We start from the raw sequence: 19,235 nt of genomic DNA on the forward strand, positions 1-19,235 counted from the left end.
TTTCGTGAATATCAAACTTTGATTTGGTATTCCTGAATACGCAACCTTTTCAATAATTTACACTAGCTCCCATGGCATAAATCGTCTGCTTGCAGATGATTTACTGCCTCAAATCAGGATGTGAATTATGCTTTTCAGTAATTCACACTGGCTCCCATGGCATAAATCGTCTGCTTGCAGATGATTTACTGCCTCAAATCAGGATGTGAATTATGCTTTTCAATCATTCACACTGGCTCCGACAGATTGAACTTGGCTTTGTTACTTAGATAATCCAAATATCCCTGAAGTATCAAAATCGCAGCCAGCTTATCAACTACCGCTTTTCTATCTTCTCTTTTTACATTACCAAGTATTAAAGTCTGGCTGGCGGCAACTGTAGTAAGCCTTTCGTCCCAGAGTACCACAGGAAGCCCGGTTCTTCGCTCCAGCATCTCTTTGAATTCTTCTGACTTTATAGCACGCTCACCAATTGTATTATTCATATTCTTAGGATATCCCAAGACAATACGATCAACCTTGTATTCCTTAATCAATTCTTCTATTCTGGCTAAGGTCTGTCTTAATTTATTTTCCTGCTTGCGGTTAATTGTTTCAATACCTTGTGCTGTTATTAACAGCTCATCACTAATTGCAACTCCTACTGTTACAGAGCCATAATCCAATCCCATAATTCTCATATTGTGAAAATTCTATTATACATAAGCCTGTATAATAATCCTTCCTGCTTATTGTCCGCGATGCACAAAAAAACATACGGTCTGCCACGATTTATTTCAGATTACGGTCAATGTAATCATTGAGTAACTGTTCCAGAATTTCATCACGTTCTACTTTCATAATCAAACTTCTGGCACCCTTATGATTCGTTATGTAGGTCGGGTCCCCGGACATAATATATCCTACTATTTGATTTACCGGATTATAGCCTTTCTCCGTCATGGCTGTATATACGGTAGAAATAATCTCTCGTACGGATATCTCATTCTCTTTCTGAACCTTAAAAAACTGTGTATTGTTCATCTCCTGCATAACTTCACGTCCTTTGCTGATACTGTTTCGCACAATGTATTTACTTATATATTAATATAAAATGGCGCAAATTTCAATCCATACTTTCACAAATCATAATTTCTTTGTTAAGAACTTCCTTTACTGTCACCAAAAGTATGCTGTTTATCAGGCTTTCCTCTGATTTTACTGCCAGCTTTAAATATCTTTCGTTATGGCCTACCTGGTATTTTATACCATCAATAACAACCTCTTCTTCCACCAAAAGCTTTTCCTTATTCCCGATAAATAGCTTCTGGTATTCCTCTGCCATTTTTTCTCCCAGGGATATCAGGGCATTGCTGCGTTCTGCCTTTTTATCCTCCCTTACCTGCTCTGCCATAAGAGCTGCTTTTGTGCCCTTTCTGGGTGAGAATTTAAAAATATGCATTTTTGAAAACGCAACCTTTTGTAAGAATTCTGTTGTGTCTTTGAATTCTTCCTCGGTTTCTCCCGGGAAACCAACAATAACATCTGTTGTAATAGCAGGATTCTTAAAATACTTTCTAATCAGACAACACTTTTCATAGTATTCTCCGCTTGTATATTTCCGGTTCATTCTCTCAAGAGTGCTGTCACAGCCGCTTTGCAGGGACAGATGAAAATGAGGGCAGAAGGTTCTTAAATCTGCCAGTTCCTTGACAAAACTTTCTGTTACAATCCTTGGTTCAAGAGAACCCAACCTGATTCTTTCAAGTCCTTTCAAGGAATCAAGCTCTTTTATCAAGTCAAGAAGATGGTAATTGTCACTGATATTAATGTTATCAAAATCTATCCCGTAAGAAGAAAGATGAATTCCGGTCAACACGATTTCTTTGTAGCCTTTTTCCACCAGATTCTTTGCTTCCTTCATGATTGACTCTGTTCCCCGGCTTCTTACTCTTCCTCTGGCATAGGGTATGATACAATAGGAGCAGAATTGGTTGCAGCCATCCTGGATTTTTATATAAGCTCTGGTTTTTTCGGATATATCAAGTATTTCAAGTTCCTCATACTCTAAAGGCTTTGAAACATCGATGATACTATCTATAGTATTGTCATCTATATAGGCTTTTAATATCTTTATGATATCTTTTTTTCTGTTATTTCCTACCACTATGTCAATGGCTTCATCTTCTTTTAGCTGCTCTCCTGCTGCCTGGGCATAACAGCCTACTGCGATAACAATAGCATTATCATTTATTTTTCTGGCTTTGTGCAGCATCTGGCGGGATTTACGGTCTGCTATATTGGTTACAGTACAGGTATTTACCACATAAACATCTGCCCGTTCGTGAAATTCAACCACTTGAAAGCCATCTTCTTCAAATAATTTTTTTATTCCTTCCGTTTCATAGGAATTCACCTTACAGCCCAAGGTAAGAAATGCTGCTGTTTTGGCGTTATCATCCCTGTTTTTTTGAATCTCCATTTATATCCTTTCCTGACTTTCGATTCAGCAGGCATATAACTGCAATCTTTGCTGCTTTCGTGCAAAGTGTCCTCGTCCATGCTTTTTTTTATTTACTTTGTATATTGACTTTTAAAAACCTAAATTGTAGTATATATGTGTAGTAAAGATATGAAAATTATCCTAGCAAAATCCATAATAAAGGAGGAGTTATAATGAAAACAGTTAAAATCTCTCTTAATTCAATTGATAAGGTTAAATCCTTTGTAAATGATGTAACAAAGTTTGATTCTGATTTTGATTTAGTGTCCGGCAGATACGTAATTGATGCGAAATCCATCATGGGTATTTTCAGTTTGGACTTATCCAAACCAATTGACTTAAATATTCACAATGAAGAAAGCGTTGATAAGATTCTTAGCATTTTAAGCCCTTACATCGTTGAATAATGAAGTTAAGAGTTACTTAATGAGGATACAGCATTTGTATCCTCTTTTTTATCTTATAGAAAATTACGCTCTATAAGATAAAAAGCCCTCCGGGCAGGATGCACATGATGCGCCAGGGAAGTTGTCACTGCGTGACGGCGTATCAGCGCCAGAGTCTGGCTTGCCAGACTCTTTTTTGTCATCCAATACCTTTCTACCGGTACTTTACTTAACCATGATCACTTCATCAGTCTCAAGAGCTGTTTTTACCAATTCTTCTATTTTTTCTTCCAATAATTTCTCCGAATGACGGATTACCTTTGTACTTGGCTTTGTCACAGGGTGCTTTGCCACAAATATGGTACAGCAGTCCTCATAGGGCAGAATTGATGTCTCATAGGTATTAATCTTTTCAGAAATATTTACAATATCCTGCTTATCAAAGGCAATTAAAGGACGGTATACCGGCATAGTGCAGACCTCATTGGTGGCTGAAAGGCTATGAAGGGTCTGACTGGCAACCTGCCCGATACTTTCCCCTGTTATCAGCCCAAGGCAGCCTGATTCCTCCGCTATGGTCTGTGCGATCCTCATCATATAACGCCTCATAATAATCGTCAGCTCTTCATGAGGGCATTTCTCATAGATATAGAGCTGAATATCCGTAAAGTTTATAACATGAAGCTTTATAGGCCCTGTATAGCGTGATATAAGCTTTGCCAGATCCACTACCTTCTCTTTGGCACGCTCACTGGTATAAGGCGGCGCATGAAAATATACTGCATCAATGGAAACGCCTCTCTTAGCAACCATATATCCTGCAACGGGACTGTCAATTCCTCCCGAAAGCAAAAGCATTGCTTTTCCGCTTGTTCCAACGGGCATACCGCCAGGACCCGGAATGACTTCCGAATACACATAAGAGCGTGTTCTGACCTCAACCATAATCCGAACCAAAGGATTGTGCACGTCCACCTTAAGTTCAGGAAAACGGTCCAAAAGGTAACCGCCCATATCCATACACATTTCAGGAGTAGTAAGCGGGTAATTCTTATCCGCTCTTTTTGCTTCCATTTTGAAAGTAAAATTCCGGTCGGGATATCTTTCTTCAACATAATTACCCACAGCAGTTTTTAACTCTTCCCAGTCAATTGTATCTATTATCATAACCGGACATATCCAGGCTATTCCAAATACCCTTTTAAGGGCTTCTACGGTCTCTTCGTAGTCATAATCCTCGGGGCATTCTATATAGATTCTCCCCTGTTCCTTGGTAACCAGATAATTTCCAAGCTCTTTTAGAGCATTTTTTATCTGATCCCGCAAGGCATTTTCAAACAGATATCTGTTGTTGCCCTTAATCCCTATTTCTGCATATTTTATCAAAAAAGCTTTGTACATGCCATCCTCTTTCCTGAATACTCAATCTTTGATTGGGTATTCATTATATCCATGTTTGGAGATATCCATATCTCTAACTTTTCTTTTCAAAGTTATCTTCTGCTGTATTTACGCAAAACCGGAACCAGTTCTTTTAAGACATCAATTGTTCTGTCAATTTCTTCTCTGGCTGTAAATCCCGAAAAACTAAACCGAAGGGTGGAATCCAAAAGGTCCTTTCTGATTCCCACTGCCTTTAGGGTTCCGCTAAGGCCCGGATGATTGGAAGCACAGGCCGAACCTGCCGAAACATATATTCCTTTATCCTCCAGTGCATGAAGCAGCACCTCGCTCTTGAGTCCTTCAAAGCTAATGCTGACAATATGAGGAGCCGTACTCTTTATATCTTCTCCGATGCAATTTGCATAAGTTCCTTCTATTTCTCCCACCCGGGAAACAAAATGCTCTTTTAACTCATAGAGCCTTTGTATTCTTTCTTCCTGTTCCAAAAAGCATTCTTTGACTGCCTGTCCAAGTCCTGCAATTCCGGGTACATTTTCCGTACCGGAACGCATACCTTTTTGCTGCCCTCCCCCAAAGAGTATGGGCTTTATCTTAACCTTGCTGTTTACATATAGAAATCCAATGCCTTTTGGTCCGTGTATTTTATGCCCGCTGGCAGACATAAGGTCTATCCCTTCTCTTGCCGGGTAAATTTTATATTTTCCAAAAGCCTGTATGGCATCTGCATGTATATAAACAGATGGATTTTTTTCTTTGATTTTGCGGCTAAGTTCACTGATAGGCAAAACAGAGCCAACTTCATTATTGACATACATAAGGGAAACCAGTATGGTATCCTCACATACCGCCTCTAACAGCTCCTCTTCCTTTACCCTTCCCATGGAATCTACCGGTATATAGCTTACTCTGTAACCATTTTCCTCCAGAAAAAACAGGGGATTATGTACCGAAGGATGCTCTATCATGGTTGTGATAATGTGGTTTCCTCTTCTTTTTAAAGCCAGAGCCGTTCCAATAACAGCCAGATTGTTGCTCTCTGTTCCGCCGGAGGTAAAGATAATCTCTCTCCGGTCTGCTTTTAAGTTCTTTGCTATGATTTCTGCTGCTTCCTTTACATACTTTTCAGCCTTAACCCCCATGCCATGCATGGAAGAAGGGTTCCCATACTCAAATTCCAGAGTATCTGACATAATCTTTCTTACCGAATCGTAAGGTCTTGTAGTTGCCGCATTATCCAAATAAATTTCCATGTTAATCTCTTTCGTCACTTTCCATTTTCATCATTAAGAGAGAAAGTGCTGTAAGTCCAGCCGTCTCCGTTCTTAAAATCCTTTTTCCTAAAGTAATGGGGATAAAGCCGTTAAGCCCTGCCTCCTCTACCTCTTTTTCCTCAAATCCCCCTTCGGGACCTATAAAAACACCAACGTTATCTGTCTGCTTTATCTTATCAAGTGTTTCCCTTGTAAAGGGCATTCCTTTTTCATTCTCATAGGGCATCAGTTTCATATCCAGGTCTTTTGCATAGTCCAGAGCTTTCCTAAAGCTATAAACTCCCGTAATCCTTGGTATAATGCCTCTTCCTGACTGCTTTGCGGCGCTCACCGATATTGCCTGCCAACGTTCCAGCTTCTTTTGCTCTTTCTTGGAATCTTCTAATTTCACAACAGTCCTGCCCGTCATTACCGGAATAATCTCATATACTCCAAGCTCTACCGCCTTCTGTATAATCAATTCCATTTTATCTTTTTTGGGCAGCCCTTGAAAGAGGTAAATCTTACCTCCCAGTTCGGTATCCGTATTCTTCTCTTCTTCTACAGAGAATACCACTCTATTGCTTTGTATGTCAAGAATACTGCAATAATAATCCTTGCCTTCTCCATTACAAAGAACAGCCTTTTCGCCTGTTTTCATTCGAAGGACATTCTTTATATGGTTGACATCCTCTCCTGTAAGAGTGATATTCCCATCCTGTATTTGATTATTTTCCACGTAAAAACGGTGCATATTCTATCATAACCCTTCTGCAAAAGGGTGTTTTGCTATAATGGATACCCAGTCACCCATTTCCTCCACAGCCAGAACCTCAAACCCATTTGCCTTTACAGCAGTAAGTACCTGCTCTTTCTTCATGTTAATAATACCGGAACTGATAAAAAGTCCGCCGTATTTTAAATGCATACCGATTTTCCCGGACAGCGGAATAATAATGTCTGCTAAAATATTTGCTACAACGATATCATACTTTTCAAATCCTACTGTTTCTTTTAAATTATCATCGGATATAATATCTCCGCTTAAAAAAGCCACCTTTTCCTCTGATATCTTATTAACAGCTCTATTCTCTATGGAAGTCTCTACCGCATGAGGGTCAATATCCGTACCAAGAACCTTCTTAGCCCCAAGCCTTGATGCAATAATGGAGAGTATACCGCTGCCGCTGCCTACATCCAATACCTCCATACCAGGCGTCAGGTACTTTTTCAGTGCCAGAATACAGAGCTTGGTCGTCTCATGGGAACCAGTCCCAAAAGCAGTACCCGGATCCAGTTCTATTACGATATCTCCGTCTTTTTTATCGTTAAGTTCTTCCCAAGTGGGCTTTATCACGATATTATCATCCAAACGAAAAGGCTTAAAATAGGTCTTCCAGTTATTAATCCAGTCCGTATCCTCTGTTTCGGATATTTCTATTTCTCCGGAACCCGTATCAACAAATTGGGACAGCTCACTAAGGCCTTCCTTTACAGAACGGATAACCTCTTTCGCATTATCCCCTTCTTCCAGATAAAAACTGATAAAAGCTTCTTTGTTATCTGTGTCAAGTTCCGGCAGGATATCTATAAACAATTCCTTGCGTTCTCTTTCGGTGATCGGTACATTGTCTTTGATTTCAAGGCCCTCGATTCCTAAGTCCATTAACATGTCACTTACCAGCTCAACTGCCTCCGTTACGGTCTTAAGAGTTAGCTTTACCCACTTCATACCTTTTCTCCTGACTGCTTAAATGCTTTTGTTTCCAAAACTTTATTTATCTTTTCCAAAAAGCTTTCTCTTGCCTTTTTCTTTATCTTTCTCTGCTTCATGGCTTTCCGGTTCGGCTTTGCCTTCCATTGATTCCTCAAATTTTTGCAGGATGTCTTTTTGTTCTGCTGTAAGCTTTGCGGGAACCTGTACTACAAGAGTTACATAATGGTCGCCTCTGACCTGCTTATTACGCAGAGTGGGTATTCCCTTTCCGCGAAGCCTTACCTTCGTATCTGTTTGTGTTCCCGGTTTTACATTATACAGTACATCACCGTCAACCGTACTAATCTTTACATCACCGCCCAAAGCAGCCCTGGCAAAGGATATCGGTGCTGTTGAGAAAATGTCATACTCCTGCCTTTGGAAGATCGGATGACGTGATACGGTAACTTCCACTAACAAATCACCGCGTTCTCCGCCGTTTGTTCCAGGTTCACCCTTTTCTCTGATACGGATACTCTGCCCGTTATCAATACCGGCAGGAATGGATACCTGAATCTTCTTCTTTCTGGTCACATATCCTGATCCGTAGCATACACTGCACTTATCCTTAATCACCTTTCCGCTTCCGTTACAGTCAGGACAGGTCTGCACATTCCGTACCATACCAAAGAGTGACTGCTGTGTATATACTACCTGTCCCTTTCCGCCGCACTTCTTACAGGTCTCAGTGCTGGTTCCCGGTTTTGCTCCCGATCCATGGCAAGTGGTACATTCTTCTTTTAAATTCAGATCCAGCTCTTTATCCGTACCGGTTACCGCTTCTTCAAAGGTAATCCTTACAGCCGCACGGACATTAGGCCCTTTCATCGGTCCGCTGCTGGTTCTTCTGCTTCTGCCGCCGCCGAATAAATCTCCGAAGATATCTCCAAAGATATCTCCCATATCCATATTGGTAAAATCAAATCCGCCTGCTCCACCGGCACCGCCATCAAAGGCAGAGTGTCCGAACTGGTCATACTGCCTTCTTTTTTCCGCATCACTTAAAACAGCATAGGCTTCCGAAGCTTCTTTAAATTTAATCTCTGCTTCTTTATCTCCCGGATTAGCATCGGGATGATATTTTTTCGCAAGCTGTCTATAAGCCTTCTTTATTTCATCGTCCGCTGCGGTCTTTGAAATCCCCAACACTTCGTAATAATCACGTTTATCTGCCATACTATTATCCATCCTCCTAAACCCATGTAGCTGTGTGATCCAGCTTCGCCGGACACACTCTCTATATCGAGAAATAGGCAGTCCTTCGACTGCCTATTTTAATTATCTGCATTTTCGCCTGATTCGACAAGTCAAATCATATTTTAATGAATTATCCCGGAATCGTCAAGCAAAAACTTACACTTCTTTGTAATCGCCGTCAACTACATCGTCTCCGTAAGTGCTTCCTGCTTCTGCACTTCCTGTACCGCCCTGTGCTCCTGACATATCAGGTGCCGGACCGCCCTGGGACTGTTCATACAGTTTAGCAAATAAAGCCTGGGCGCTTTCCATTAATTTTTCCTTGGCAGCTTTGATATCGGCAACTTCACCTTCAGACATTACTTCCGGATTGGATTTCTGGATTAAATCCTTTAAGTGGTTTAAGTCAGCCTCAACCTTGGTCTTATCTTCCGCATTAATCTTATCGCCAACTTCATTTATTGCCTTTTCTGTCTGGAATACCATGGAATCCGCATCATTTCTTACTTCTACAGCTTCCTTACGCTTCTTATCCTGTGCTTCGTATTCAGCAGCTTCTTTTACTGCCTTGTCGATATCAGAATCGGAAAGGTTCGATCCGCCTGTAATGGTGATGTGCTGTTCTCTTCCTGTTCCCAGATCCTTTGCAGATACATTCAGGATACCGTTGGCATCAATATCAAAGGTAACTTCAATCTGAGGAACACCTCTTCTTGCCGGTGGAATTCCATCCAGACGGAATTGTCCAAGGCTCTTGTTGTCTTTGGCAAACTGTCTTTCACCCTGTACAACATTGATATCAACTGCACTCTGGTTATCGGAGGCTGTTGAGAATGTCTGGCTCTTCTTGGTAGGGATGGTTGTATTTCTCTCAATTAATCTGGTAGCTACACCGCCCATTGTCTCAATACTTAAGGACAGAGGAGTTACATCCAGAAGAAGAATATCTCCTGCACCGGCATCTCCGGCTAATTTACCGCCCTGAATGGAAGCACCGATAGCAACACATTCATCCGGATTTAATGTCTTGGAAGGTTCCTGACCGGTTAACTGTCTAACCTTATCCTGAACCGCAGGCGTACGGGTAGAACCGCCTACTAAGAGTACTTTCTTAAGCTCGGAAGCTGTAAGTCCGGCATCTCTTAATGCATTCTGAACAGGAACGGTAGTTCTTTCAATTAAATCATGTGTCAGCTCATCAAATTTTGCTCTGGTTAAGTTCATGTCAAAGTGCTTAGGACCTTCTGCTGTTGCGGTAATAAAGGGCAGATTTATGTTTGTTGTAGTAGCAGAGGATAATTCCTTCTTAGCCTTTTCAGCAGCTTCTTTTAATCTCTGAAGTGCCATCTTATCCAGACCTAAATCTACCCCTTCTGCTTTCTTGAATTCTTCAATCATATATCTGGTGACTCTTTCATCGAAGTCATCACCGCCCAATCTGTTATCACCGGAAGTAGCCAATACTTCGATAACACCGTCACCGATTTCAATGATGGATACATCGAAGGTACCGCCTCCTAAGTCATATACCATAATTTTCTGCTCATGTTCGTTATCGAGGCCATATGCCAAAGCTGCTGCTGTGGGCTCGTTGATAATTCTCTTAACATCAAGTCCCGCAATCTTACCGGCATCCTTTGTTGCCTGTCTTTGTGCGTCGTTAAAATAAGCAGGAACAGTAATAACAGCTTCTGTTACTTTCTCGCCTAAATAACTTTCTGCATCTGCTTTTAATTTCTGAAGAATCATCGCAGATATTTCCTGTGGTGTATACTTCTTATCATCAATGGTAACCTTGTAATCTGTTCCCATATGTCTCTTGATAGAAGAAATTGTTTTATCTGAATTCGTAACAGCCTGACGCTTAGCAGGCTCACCAACTAATCTTTCTCCTGTTTTTGTGAAAGCAACTACAGAGGGAGTTGTTCTTACTCCTTCGGTATTCGCGATAACGACGGGTTTACCGCCTTCCATTACTGCAACACATGAGTTTGTAGTACCTAAATCGATTCCTATTATTTTACCCATGATTTGTTCCTCCTTCTATAATATAGGTTATTTGTTTCTATTATGTTTGTTAATCTTTCTATTTATGAAAGTGAATCAATGGTGATTCGCTTAAATAAGTCTGTTTGTTTTAGTTCACAACTTTAACCATGCTGTGTCTGATAACGGCATCCCTGTAGGTATATCCCTTCTGGAATTCTTCTGCTACCAGGTTCTCTCCCTGCTCAGGGTCTTCCGCATGCATTACTGCATTGTGGAAATTCGGGTCGAACGGCTTTCCGACTGCGTCAATGGGTTTTAATCCTGCATCGGAGAGAGCTGCAAACATCTGCTTGTAAATCTTTTCAATTCCCTGTGCAAATGCGCCTTCCCTTTCTTCCTCTGATATGGCACCCAGGCCCCGTTCAAAATTATCAATAACCGGAAGAATCTTTTCAATAATATCTCTTGCACCAATTTCAAACATCTGGGTTTTTTCTCTTTCGGAACGTTTTCTGAAATTATCAAATTCCGCCATAGTGCGTATCAGCCTGTCATTTAGTTCGTCGATTTTTAAATCCTTTTTATCTTTTTTTTCTTTTTTCTCTTTTTTAAAAAAAGACTTTCCGGATTTCTGACCTTCCTTAGAAGACTCTTCGGAATCTTCTTCCATGTCTTCCTCTGAATTCTCTTCTGTCATTTCTATATCAGATTCTTCGAAAGCAGTGCCGGCTTCTGTACCATTTGCCTCTTTCGTTTCCTCAGTATCCACCTTATTTTCTGTATTTATGTCCTTTTCCTCCATGGTTTCATCCATTGAATTCTTTTTATCTTCCACTTACTTAAACCACCTTTCCTTCTCTTAGGTCTTTTTCTTAAATATATCATCCAATTGCCCCATTAGGGTATGCAATATATTTACGACTCTTTCATAGTCCATGCGTTTCGGTCCTATAATACCAATCTTTCCATAAACGCCCTCTTCTATCTCATAGGTAGCGGTAACAACGGAACAGTCCTTCATTGCATGAACAGATGTCTCACTTCCGATGTAGACCTGTATCTCACCGGATTCCATAGGATCTAATTTATTGTTTATAATTTCAGATAACTGTTCTTTTTCTTCCAGTGTATCAATCAGTTCCATTACCTTATCTACATTATTTAGTTCCGGGTACTTTAAAATATTGGTAGCACCGCTGGTATATATCTCAACTTCCTCTTCTTCACTGATGGCCTCTGCCACCACATCCAATATATGGCTTATCAGTTTGCTATAGTCCCCTGCCTGCTCCTTCATCTTTTGTATAAGAGACATGTTAATTTCTGCAAGATCCAGTCCCTGAAGGAAAGTGTTAAATACAATATTCAATTTTAATATAATTTCTTTATCCAGACATTCAGTTACTTCAATAATCTTATTTTTGACAACATTACCCTCAATAAGGATAACAGCCAAAATATGTGAGGTATCCACCTCGGTGAGCTGGATGAATTTTACCTTCTTGCTGCGATACTGGGGTTTTGTCACCAATGTGGTATAGTTTGTATTGTCTGCCAAAAGTCTTGCCACCTGTTTTAACAATTGATCCAGCTTACCAGCCTTCTCTAATATCAGCTCCTTCATATCCTCTACTTCGTGAGTCTTTTCCACCAGCAGTGTATCCACATATAAGCGATAGCCTTTATCCGAAGGAATACGTCCTGCTGAGGTATGCGGTTGAATGATATACCCTAATTCCTCCAAGTCTGCCATCTCGTTACGTATGGTAGCTGAGCTGAGATTCAAATCGGTGTATTTCGATATTGTTCTTGACCCCACCGGTTCTCCTGTTTCCAGATAATTGCGGATAATAGCCTGTAATATCTTCAATTTTCTTTCGTCCAGTCCCATTGAATCCCTCCTGCTCTTTTGATTGTTAGCACTCGCTTGGGTAGAGTGCTAATATCTTTATACATAAAATAGCACTTAACATTTATTTTGTCAAGTGCTATTTTCAAATTTTTCATGGGATTTTATTCGTATTTTTACAGTATATTTTCAATAATTTGCTTCGCGTATTTACTCTTTATCCTCATCAATTAAAAACCTTGCCATAACCGTATTGCTTAAATCAATTCCTCTGTTTGTCAGGTAAACCCTGTCACCGTTCTCCTTTAACAATTCTTCTTTTATAGAACGGTCCAGTTCTTTCTTATATATACTATCAAGATCCACATGAAATTTTTTCCGGAAGTCTGCTTTGCTGATTCCTTTCATAAGACGAAGTCCAAGAAACATATATTCCTCCATCTGCTGCTTTACGCTAAGCTTTTCCTGCTCTTTATCCGTTAAGGAATGGTTTCCTGCATTTTTTATATATTCCTCCAGCTTGTCTTCCTTGCGAAACCTGGTGTTTTCTATCAAAGAGGAAGCTCCTAAACCCAATCCGAGATAATTTTCCCTTATCCAGTAGGAATTATTGTGACGGCACTCTCTTCCTTCCTTTGCATAATTGGAAATCTCATAATGCAGATACCCTCTTTTCCTAAGATACTGCTCTGTTTCCCAATACATCTGCCTATCCAGCTCTTCTTCAAATGGAAGGGAACCATACCTGTTGTAAAAAGGGGTTCCTTCTTCCAGTATCAGACTATAGGCGGAAATGTGCTCCGGTTCTAAATCCGCTACCTTTTTTAAGGTAGACATCCAGTTCTTAAGACTCTGCCCCGGCAGGGAGGACATCAAATCCACGTTAATGTTATCAATTCCAAGCTCCCTGGCAAGATGATAATTTTCGGCAAATGTTTCATAGGTATGAATTCTTCCAAGCAGCTTTAGCTCCTCATTATCTGCTGACTGAAGCCCCATACTGATGCGGTTGATTCCTGCCCTCTTTATAGTAAGAAGCTTCTCCCTGCCGGCTGTACCCGGGTTGGCTTCAATGGTTATCTCTGCAGATTCATCAAAAGAAAAGGTATTTCTTACTGCTTCCATTATCCTGGCAATGCTTTCCGTACACAGGCTTGTGGGAGTACCTCCTCCTATAAATACAGTCTTAACAAGATAGCTGCAAGCCCATTCTTTATAGCTGTCAATTTCTTTTATTAGGGCATTCACATATCTGTCTTTTGTAGCCGTATCGGCAGCAGCAGAGAGAAAATCGCAATAAAGGCATTTTCTTTCGCAAAAGGGGATATGCAGGTACAGACCTAAATTTTTCTTATCATTCAATGTTCATACCTCCTTACTTTTCTCTGCTGTCAGCCATATCATTTATTATACCCTTTAACTGCAGTTCAATGACAAATACACCCTCCTCCAGCCATGCGCTGATAGAAGCTTTTTGTTTTTCTGCCAAAAGCTTTGCAATGGTAAGGCCCAGGCCGGAACTTCCCCTGCTTCTGGTGGCATCTCCGGTATAAAACCGGTTAAAAATCAAATCCAAATCTTCTTCCTTCATGTCCTTCTGATCATTTCGAAACTGAATGCAGCAAGCGCTGTCTTTGCTTTCCTGCCGTATTTCAAAAAAGCTATTGCTGAACTTTAAGGCATTTTGTATCAGATTCGTAAGTATTCTGTTAAACTGTACCTTGTCGGCAGCAACAAAGAATTCTTTTTCCTCCAGTTCAACCGTTACCTGAATTCCCTTCTCCTCGAATTCCCGGTAAAAAGCCAGCACGGTCTCGCGGATAGCTGCCTGAACTAAAACCACTGTCAATGTAATGGGATAGCTTTCCCCTTCCATTCTGGAAAGATCATAAAAGTTCTCAATCAGGCTCTTAAGCCCTCTTGCTCTTTTCCCGATAATCTCAAGATACTCTGCCTTTTCAGCCTCTGAAACATCCTTATCCTGCAGCAAATCAAGGTACCCAAGTATTGAGGTCAAGGGGGTTCTTAAATCATGGGAGATATTCTCAATCTCGCTGCGTATTCCTTTTTCCCTTCGCTGCAGATGTATTCTTTCCTGCTGTCTTGATTGGTAAATACAGTTTATGCGGATTAGAAGCTTCTCAATGTAACGGCTTGTATCGGGGCTTTTTAGCTGCCTGTTTTCTTCCGGCTGCTCCTCGATTTCATCCATCTGTATGATAATGGACTTAAGCGCCCGTATCAATGTGAACAAAGTTACAGCCGGTATGATACCAATGATACATAATCCTATTCCCAAATAAATCATATCTGCCGCACCTTCCTTCTTTCTTCCGCTTTCCCGGGTTCCTGCTTACCCTTACTATTTGATTTCCCTCTTATTAAATATCAGGTACCCGGCCAGAACAACCAATACCATCTGAATAATGCCTGCCATCCAGTAATAATATACCGTTCTTTCATTCCACTTAAGAATAATTTCCAGCTTATCAAAATCAAATTCCATGTTATTAATCAGATTCCAGGGTAAAATCTCAGCCAGTTTATGAAAAACTTCAAACTTCATCCCCAGCATATTAGATACCAGAGGGAGCGCCAGCAATAATCCCAAGGTTGCCGCAATTGCATTTCCCATACTGTCAAACAAGAAAATAAAGCAATTGCTGGCACCTACTGCAAATATGAAAAGCGGAAAACAAAACAGGGTTGTTTTTAGAAGCAGTGCAATACTTTCGGCTCCTGAATTTTCCAGCAGCAGACAGGCACTTGCTACATGGATACCTGTAATTGCGGCAAAGGCAATAACAGCATAAATCATCTCTGTTATAAGCTTTCCAAAATATATAGTTCCCCGTGAGATGCCATAGGAAATGCTGTTCTTCATGGTACGGTTGCCATACTCGTTGCCAAATATCATGGATGCTATCGCAATACACAACAGGTATACGACTGCAAAACTTGCATACAGGTTCGAAATAGAGAATTTGGTAGTTGCATAGGGGAATTTCGCATCCGCGTGTTTTACCACTGCCAAGACCACATTGGAACTTACCATTAACAAAGAACACATACCTATAAAGAGATAGGTGCTCATTCTATGAGCGATGCGGTAAAACTCACTTTTCATATATTGTTTCATCAACATTACCTCCTACCAGCTGCATGAAATAATTCTCAAGACTCATCTCCTTCAGACCAATCGAGCTTAATCCGATACCATTTTGCACAGCCATCTGGCTGACTATCTCCGGCTGATTAAGATATTCATAAATATGAATGCTGTAATCCGAGGTCACCTTATATGCATGGCAGCCTAACTTTATTTCTAAGAGTGCAGCCAAGCGTTCTGCCTTATCCACCTTAACCTCCAGATATTTGCTGCATTCTGCGGACAGCTCTTCCTCTGACAGCTGCTTTATTAGTTTCCCCTGGTCAAGAAAGCCGTAAAAAGTTACAAGATTTGATAATTCGGATAGTATATGGCTTGAAATCAGCATGGTAATCTTCTTTTCCTGGTTCAATTTAAGCAAGAGATTTCGTATTTCCACAATTCCGAAGGGATCCAGTCCGTTGATAGGTTCATCTAACAGCAAAATCTCCGGTTTGTTCATCAATGCCAGGGCTAGCCCAAGCCTTTGCTTCATACCCAGGGAAAATTGTGAGAACTTCTTATTCCCTGTATCCAGCAGACTAACCTCCTTAAGTGCTTCCTGCACGCACCGCTTTCCAGGTATTCCTCTTTGTATCCGATAGTATTCCAGATTCTGCTCCGCCGTCATATCGGAATAAAAGCCAGGCTCTTCAATGATAGCCCCGATTCTTTTTCTTCCTTTGCTTAATCCTTCATAAGAACTTTCTCCAAACAGAGCGATATTTCCTTCTGTCTGAAATGCCTGACCGGTCAATATTCTTAGCAAAGTCGTCTTGCCCGCACCGTTTTTTCCTACTAACCCGTAGATATTCCCCCTTTTTAATTTAAAGTTGATATCATCTAAGGCCTTTGTATCCTTATACTGCTTCGACAGTTTTCTGGCTTCTGCAATAACTTCTGCCATTATTTATCCCCTTTCCTTTTCAATTATTATAAAAACAGTATAGCAAAGAGGATTAAAGATGTACTTAACCAAAGTTAAAGAAAGTATAAAGATGAAGAAATTCTTTATTTGTTATCAATCTTAAATCCAATACCCCAGACAGTCTTAATATAGCTGTCATCATCAAATTCCTTTATCTTTTTGCGGATATTACTGATATGTACATTGATGGTATTATCCTCACCGTAATAGCCGGCATTCCATACTTCACTGTATAATTGTTCCTTGGAATAAACAAGGTCCGGGTGTTTCAACAAAAAATATAAAATATCAAACTCGTAGGCAGTAAGAACAACCGGATTCCCCTTAACCAGAACCTCCCTTGACGAAGGCTTTAGAATCAGTTGTTTCAGTATATAATCTGTTCCCGCCGCATTAGGAGGTGACAGCCTGCTCCTTCGAAGAAGTGCCTCCACCCTTGCCAGAACCTCTTCCCGCTCAAAAGGCTTTGTCATATAATCATCTGCTCCGGCCTTTAATATTCTCACCTTATCCTCCAACGAGCTTCTGGCGGATATTACAAGAACCGGTACAGTGGAATGTTCACGTATATGGGCAATTAGCTCTTCTCCCGTAATACCGGGTATCATCAGGTCCAATATAATCAGATCAAAGGTATCCATAGACAGTAACAGTTTGGCTTCCGTTCCGGAAAAAGCACCGAACGCCGTATATTTTTCCTTTTCCAGATACCTCCTTATTATCAGGTTGATATCCTCATCATCTTCTACCACCAATATTTTAACTTCCAAGACTTTTCCTCCTTCCTAACCGATGCTTTTCTCTTATTGCCGCATTCCTGATAAAGCCTTATGAAAAAAACTCTTCTGCTTAAAGTTAACAGCAAAAGAGTTTTATTTTCCACACTACCCCGTGCATTTCGCAAGTTTACTTGCGAAACTGCCTAAATCAATAGTGAAAAATGTTTTTTATTTTTCACATTAATCCTCATCCAGCTTTAATACACTCATAAAGGCCTTCTGCGGTATCTCTACGTTACCAATCTGACGCATACGCTTCTTGCCTTCCTTTTGCTTTTCTAACAGTTTCTTCTTACGGGTAATATCACCGCCATAACACTTGGCAAGCACGTCTTTTCTCATGGCTTTCACAGTTTCTCTGGCAATTATCTTGCTGCCGATTGCTGCCTGAATGGGGATTTCAAACAGCTGCCTTGGGATTTCCTCCTTCAGTTTTTCACACATTTTCCTTCCGCGTTCATAAGCAGATTCTCCATGTACAATAAAGGAAAGGGCATCCACTTCTTCTTTATTAATGAGGATGTCTAACTTCACAAGCTCTGACTGTACATATCCTTTCATTTCATAATCAAAGGAAGCATAGCCTTTGGATCTGGACTTTAAGGCATCAAAAAAGTCATAAATGATTTCATTTAAGGGCAGTTCATATTTTAGCAGTGCTCTGGTAGTCTCCATATATTCCATACCAAGATATACGCCTCTTCTTTCCTGACAGAGAGTCATGATAGAGCCGACAAATTCTGTTGTCACCATGATTTCTGCGCTTACAATTGGCTCCTCCATAAACAGTATTTCGGAAGGGTCCGGCAAATTGGAGGGATTGGTAATCTCTAATACCTGTCCGTCAGTTTTATGAACCTTATATACTACACCCGGAGCAGTCGTAACAATGTCCAGGTTGTATTCCCTTTCCAGTCTTTCCTGGATAATCTCAAGGTGCAAAAGTCCAAGAAAGCCGCAGCGGAATCCAAAGCCTAAGGCCGCAGAGGTCTCCGGTTCAAACTGAAGAGCCGCATCATTTAACTGTAATTTTTCCAGAGCATCTCTTAAATCAGGATATTTGGCACCATCTGCCGGATACATACCGCAGTAAACCATGGAATTTACCTTTTTATAGCCGGGGAGAGCTTCTTTGCAGGGGTTGTCCGCATCCGTTACCGTATCTCCGACTCTGGTATCCCGTACGTTTTTTAAACTGGCAGTAATATATCCTACCATACCGGCTGTAAGTTCTTCACAGGGGATAAACTGGCCTGCGCCAAAGGTACCGATTTCCACTACGTCTGCACTGGCTCCGGTTGCCATCATTTTGATGTTGGTTCCCCTGGTTACCTTTCCTTCCGTAATGCGGCAGAATATGATGACTCCCTTGTAGGAATCGTATTTGGAATCAAATATCAGCGCCCTTAAAGGAGCATTCACATCACCCTTTGGCGGAGATATCTTCGCTACAATCTGTTCTAACACTTCTTCAATATTTATTCCCATCTTTGCTGAAATCAAAGGAGCATCTCCGGCTTCCAGACCGATTACATCTTCAATCTCTGCTTTTACCCTCTCCGGCTCCGCACTGGGAAGGTCAATCTTGTTAATTACCGGCATGATATCCAGATTATGGTCCAGTGCCAGATATACATTGGCAAGGGTCTGGGCTTCAATTCCCTGGGCAGCATCCACGACCAGTATTGCGCCTTCACAGGCAGCCAGGCTTCTGGATACCTCATAGTTAAAATCTACATGTCCCGGCGTATCGATAAGGTTAAAGATATATTCTTCTCCATTCTTCGCCTTGTATACCGTTCTTACCGCCTGGGCTTTTATCGTAATGCCTCTTTCCCTCTCAAGTTCCATATTGTCCAGAACCTGGGCCTGCATTTCCCTGCTGGTAAGTAACCCTGTCTTTTCTATAATACGATCCGCAAGGGTTGATTTGCCGTGATCTATATGAGCAATGATGCAAAAATTGCGAATATTGCTTTGTTCAATCATTTATGTTCCTCCTGCAAAAATGAGATAATCACGAGTATTATAGCATATCATGCAGACAGTGACAAGCAGATTGCAGAC

General features: G+C 40.9%; 19 protein-coding genes. 1 reads left to right on the top strand and 18 read right to left on the bottom strand.

Annotation, left to right across the window (positions count from 1 at the left end; translation table 11 throughout):
* Positions 1 to 227 precede the first annotated feature (227 nt).
* The 3 genes from ruvX to mtaB all read right to left on the bottom strand — a co-directional run bounded on the left by ruvX (position 228) and on the right by mtaB (position 2,461).
* Positions 228 to 680 carry a Holliday junction resolvase RuvX gene (gene ruvX, locus BUF11_RS22065; protein WP_073591052.1) on the bottom strand — a complete coding sequence of 151 codons (453 nt, stop codon included), beginning with the start codon at positions 678 to 680 and terminating at the stop codon, positions 228 to 230.
* A 91-nt stretch (positions 681 to 771) separates the two neighbouring features.
* Positions 772 to 1,032, bottom strand: a complete 261-nt coding sequence (locus BUF11_RS22070; RefSeq protein WP_073272757.1) for an IreB family regulatory phosphoprotein — start codon at positions 1,030 to 1,032, stop codon at positions 772 to 774.
* 73 nt (positions 1,033 to 1,105) lie between these two features.
* Complete coding sequence (gene mtaB, locus BUF11_RS22075; RefSeq protein ID WP_073591053.1) at positions 1,106 to 2,461, bottom strand: tRNA (N(6)-L-threonylcarbamoyladenosine(37)-C(2))-methylthiotransferase MtaB; 1,356 nt, start codon at positions 2,459 to 2,461, stop codon at positions 1,106 to 1,108.
* 194 nt (positions 2,462 to 2,655) lie between these two features.
* Here mtaB and BUF11_RS22080 point away from each other — a divergent pair, with 194 nt between their 5' ends.
* Positions 2,656 to 2,889: an HPr family phosphocarrier protein gene (locus tag BUF11_RS22080; protein ID WP_073591054.1), complete on the top strand. Its 234-nt coding sequence runs from the start codon at positions 2,656 to 2,658 to the stop codon at positions 2,887 to 2,889.
* Between the two features lie 53 nt (positions 2,890 to 2,942).
* Here the strand turns inward: BUF11_RS22080 and BUF11_RS25000 are convergent, their stop codons facing one another.
* The 15 genes from BUF11_RS25000 to lepA all read right to left on the bottom strand — a co-directional run bounded on the left by BUF11_RS25000 (position 2,943) and on the right by lepA (position 19,157).
* Positions 2,943 to 3,071, bottom strand: a complete 129-nt coding sequence (locus BUF11_RS25000; protein WP_278277171.1) for a hypothetical protein — start codon at positions 3,069 to 3,071, stop codon at positions 2,943 to 2,945.
* Between the two features lie 22 nt (positions 3,072 to 3,093).
* Positions 3,094 to 4,269 (bottom strand): tRNA uracil 4-sulfurtransferase ThiI, encoded by a 1,176-nt coding sequence (thiI, locus tag BUF11_RS22085; RefSeq protein WP_073591055.1) that lies wholly within the window; start codon positions 4,267 to 4,269, stop codon positions 3,094 to 3,096.
* Positions 4,270 to 4,361: 92 nt separating this feature from the next.
* Positions 4,362 to 5,522 (bottom strand): cysteine desulfurase family protein, encoded by a 1,161-nt coding sequence (locus BUF11_RS22090; RefSeq protein WP_073591056.1) that lies wholly within the window; start codon positions 5,520 to 5,522, stop codon positions 4,362 to 4,364.
* A 1-nt stretch (position 5,523) separates the two neighbouring features.
* Positions 5,524 to 6,276 (bottom strand): 16S rRNA (uracil(1498)-N(3))-methyltransferase, encoded by a 753-nt coding sequence (locus tag BUF11_RS22095; RefSeq protein ID WP_073591057.1) that lies wholly within the window; start codon positions 6,274 to 6,276, stop codon positions 5,524 to 5,526.
* A gap of 6 nt (positions 6,277 to 6,282) precedes the next feature.
* Positions 6,283 to 7,254, bottom strand: a complete 972-nt coding sequence (gene prmA, locus BUF11_RS22100; RefSeq protein ID WP_073591058.1) for a 50S ribosomal protein L11 methyltransferase — start codon at positions 7,252 to 7,254, stop codon at positions 6,283 to 6,285.
* A gap of 42 nt (positions 7,255 to 7,296) precedes the next feature.
* Positions 7,297 to 8,454 carry a molecular chaperone DnaJ gene (gene dnaJ, locus BUF11_RS22105; protein WP_073591059.1) on the bottom strand — a complete coding sequence of 386 codons (1,158 nt, stop codon included), beginning with the start codon at positions 8,452 to 8,454 and terminating at the stop codon, positions 7,297 to 7,299.
* Positions 8,455 to 8,631: 177 nt separating this feature from the next.
* On the bottom strand, positions 8,632 to 10,503 hold the full coding sequence (gene dnaK / locus BUF11_RS22110) for a molecular chaperone DnaK (protein WP_073591060.1): 1,872 nt from the start codon (positions 10,501 to 10,503) through the stop codon (positions 8,632 to 8,634).
* Between the two features lie 109 nt (positions 10,504 to 10,612).
* Positions 10,613 to 11,278: a nucleotide exchange factor GrpE gene (gene grpE, locus BUF11_RS22115; RefSeq protein WP_073591098.1), complete on the bottom strand. Its 666-nt coding sequence runs from the start codon at positions 11,276 to 11,278 to the stop codon at positions 10,613 to 10,615.
* A gap of 45 nt (positions 11,279 to 11,323) precedes the next feature.
* Positions 11,324 to 12,355 carry a heat-inducible transcriptional repressor HrcA gene (gene hrcA, locus BUF11_RS22120; protein WP_073591061.1) on the bottom strand — a complete coding sequence of 344 codons (1,032 nt, stop codon included), beginning with the start codon at positions 12,353 to 12,355 and terminating at the stop codon, positions 11,324 to 11,326.
* Positions 12,356 to 12,523: 168 nt separating this feature from the next.
* On the bottom strand, positions 12,524 to 13,675 hold the full coding sequence (hemW, locus tag BUF11_RS22125) for a radical SAM family heme chaperone HemW (RefSeq protein ID WP_073591062.1): 1,152 nt from the start codon (positions 13,673 to 13,675) through the stop codon (positions 12,524 to 12,526).
* 13 nt (positions 13,676 to 13,688) lie between these two features.
* A complete protein-coding gene (locus BUF11_RS22130; protein ID WP_073591063.1) occupies positions 13,689 to 14,621 on the bottom strand; it encodes a sensor histidine kinase in 933 nt (310 codons plus the stop codon).
* Positions 14,622 to 14,675: 54 nt separating this feature from the next.
* Positions 14,676 to 15,452 carry an ABC transporter permease gene (locus BUF11_RS22135; RefSeq protein ID WP_073591064.1) on the bottom strand — a complete coding sequence of 259 codons (777 nt, stop codon included), beginning with the start codon at positions 15,450 to 15,452 and terminating at the stop codon, positions 14,676 to 14,678.
* The gene (locus BUF11_RS22140; RefSeq protein WP_073591065.1) at positions 15,430 to 16,368 is read right to left on the bottom strand and encodes an ABC transporter ATP-binding protein; all 939 of its coding nucleotides are present in this window, start codon (positions 16,366 to 16,368) and stop codon (positions 15,430 to 15,432) included. Before BUF11_RS22140 ends, BUF11_RS22135 begins: the two co-directional genes overlap by 23 nt.
* Positions 16,369 to 16,472: 104 nt before the next feature.
* Entirely contained in the window at positions 16,473 to 17,159 is a 687-nt protein-coding gene (locus tag BUF11_RS22145; protein ID WP_073591066.1) for a response regulator transcription factor, read from the bottom strand.
* 189 nt (positions 17,160 to 17,348) lie between these two features.
* Positions 17,349 to 19,157, bottom strand: a complete 1,809-nt coding sequence (lepA, locus tag BUF11_RS22150) for a translation elongation factor 4 (RefSeq protein ID WP_073591067.1) — start codon at positions 19,155 to 19,157, stop codon at positions 17,349 to 17,351.
* Positions 19,158 to 19,235: the final 78 nt, after the last annotated feature.

Source organism: Anaerocolumna xylanovorans DSM 12503, from assembly GCF_900143645.1.
Taxonomy (GTDB): domain Bacteria; phylum Bacillota; class Clostridia; order Lachnospirales; family Lachnospiraceae; genus Anaerocolumna; species Anaerocolumna xylanovorans.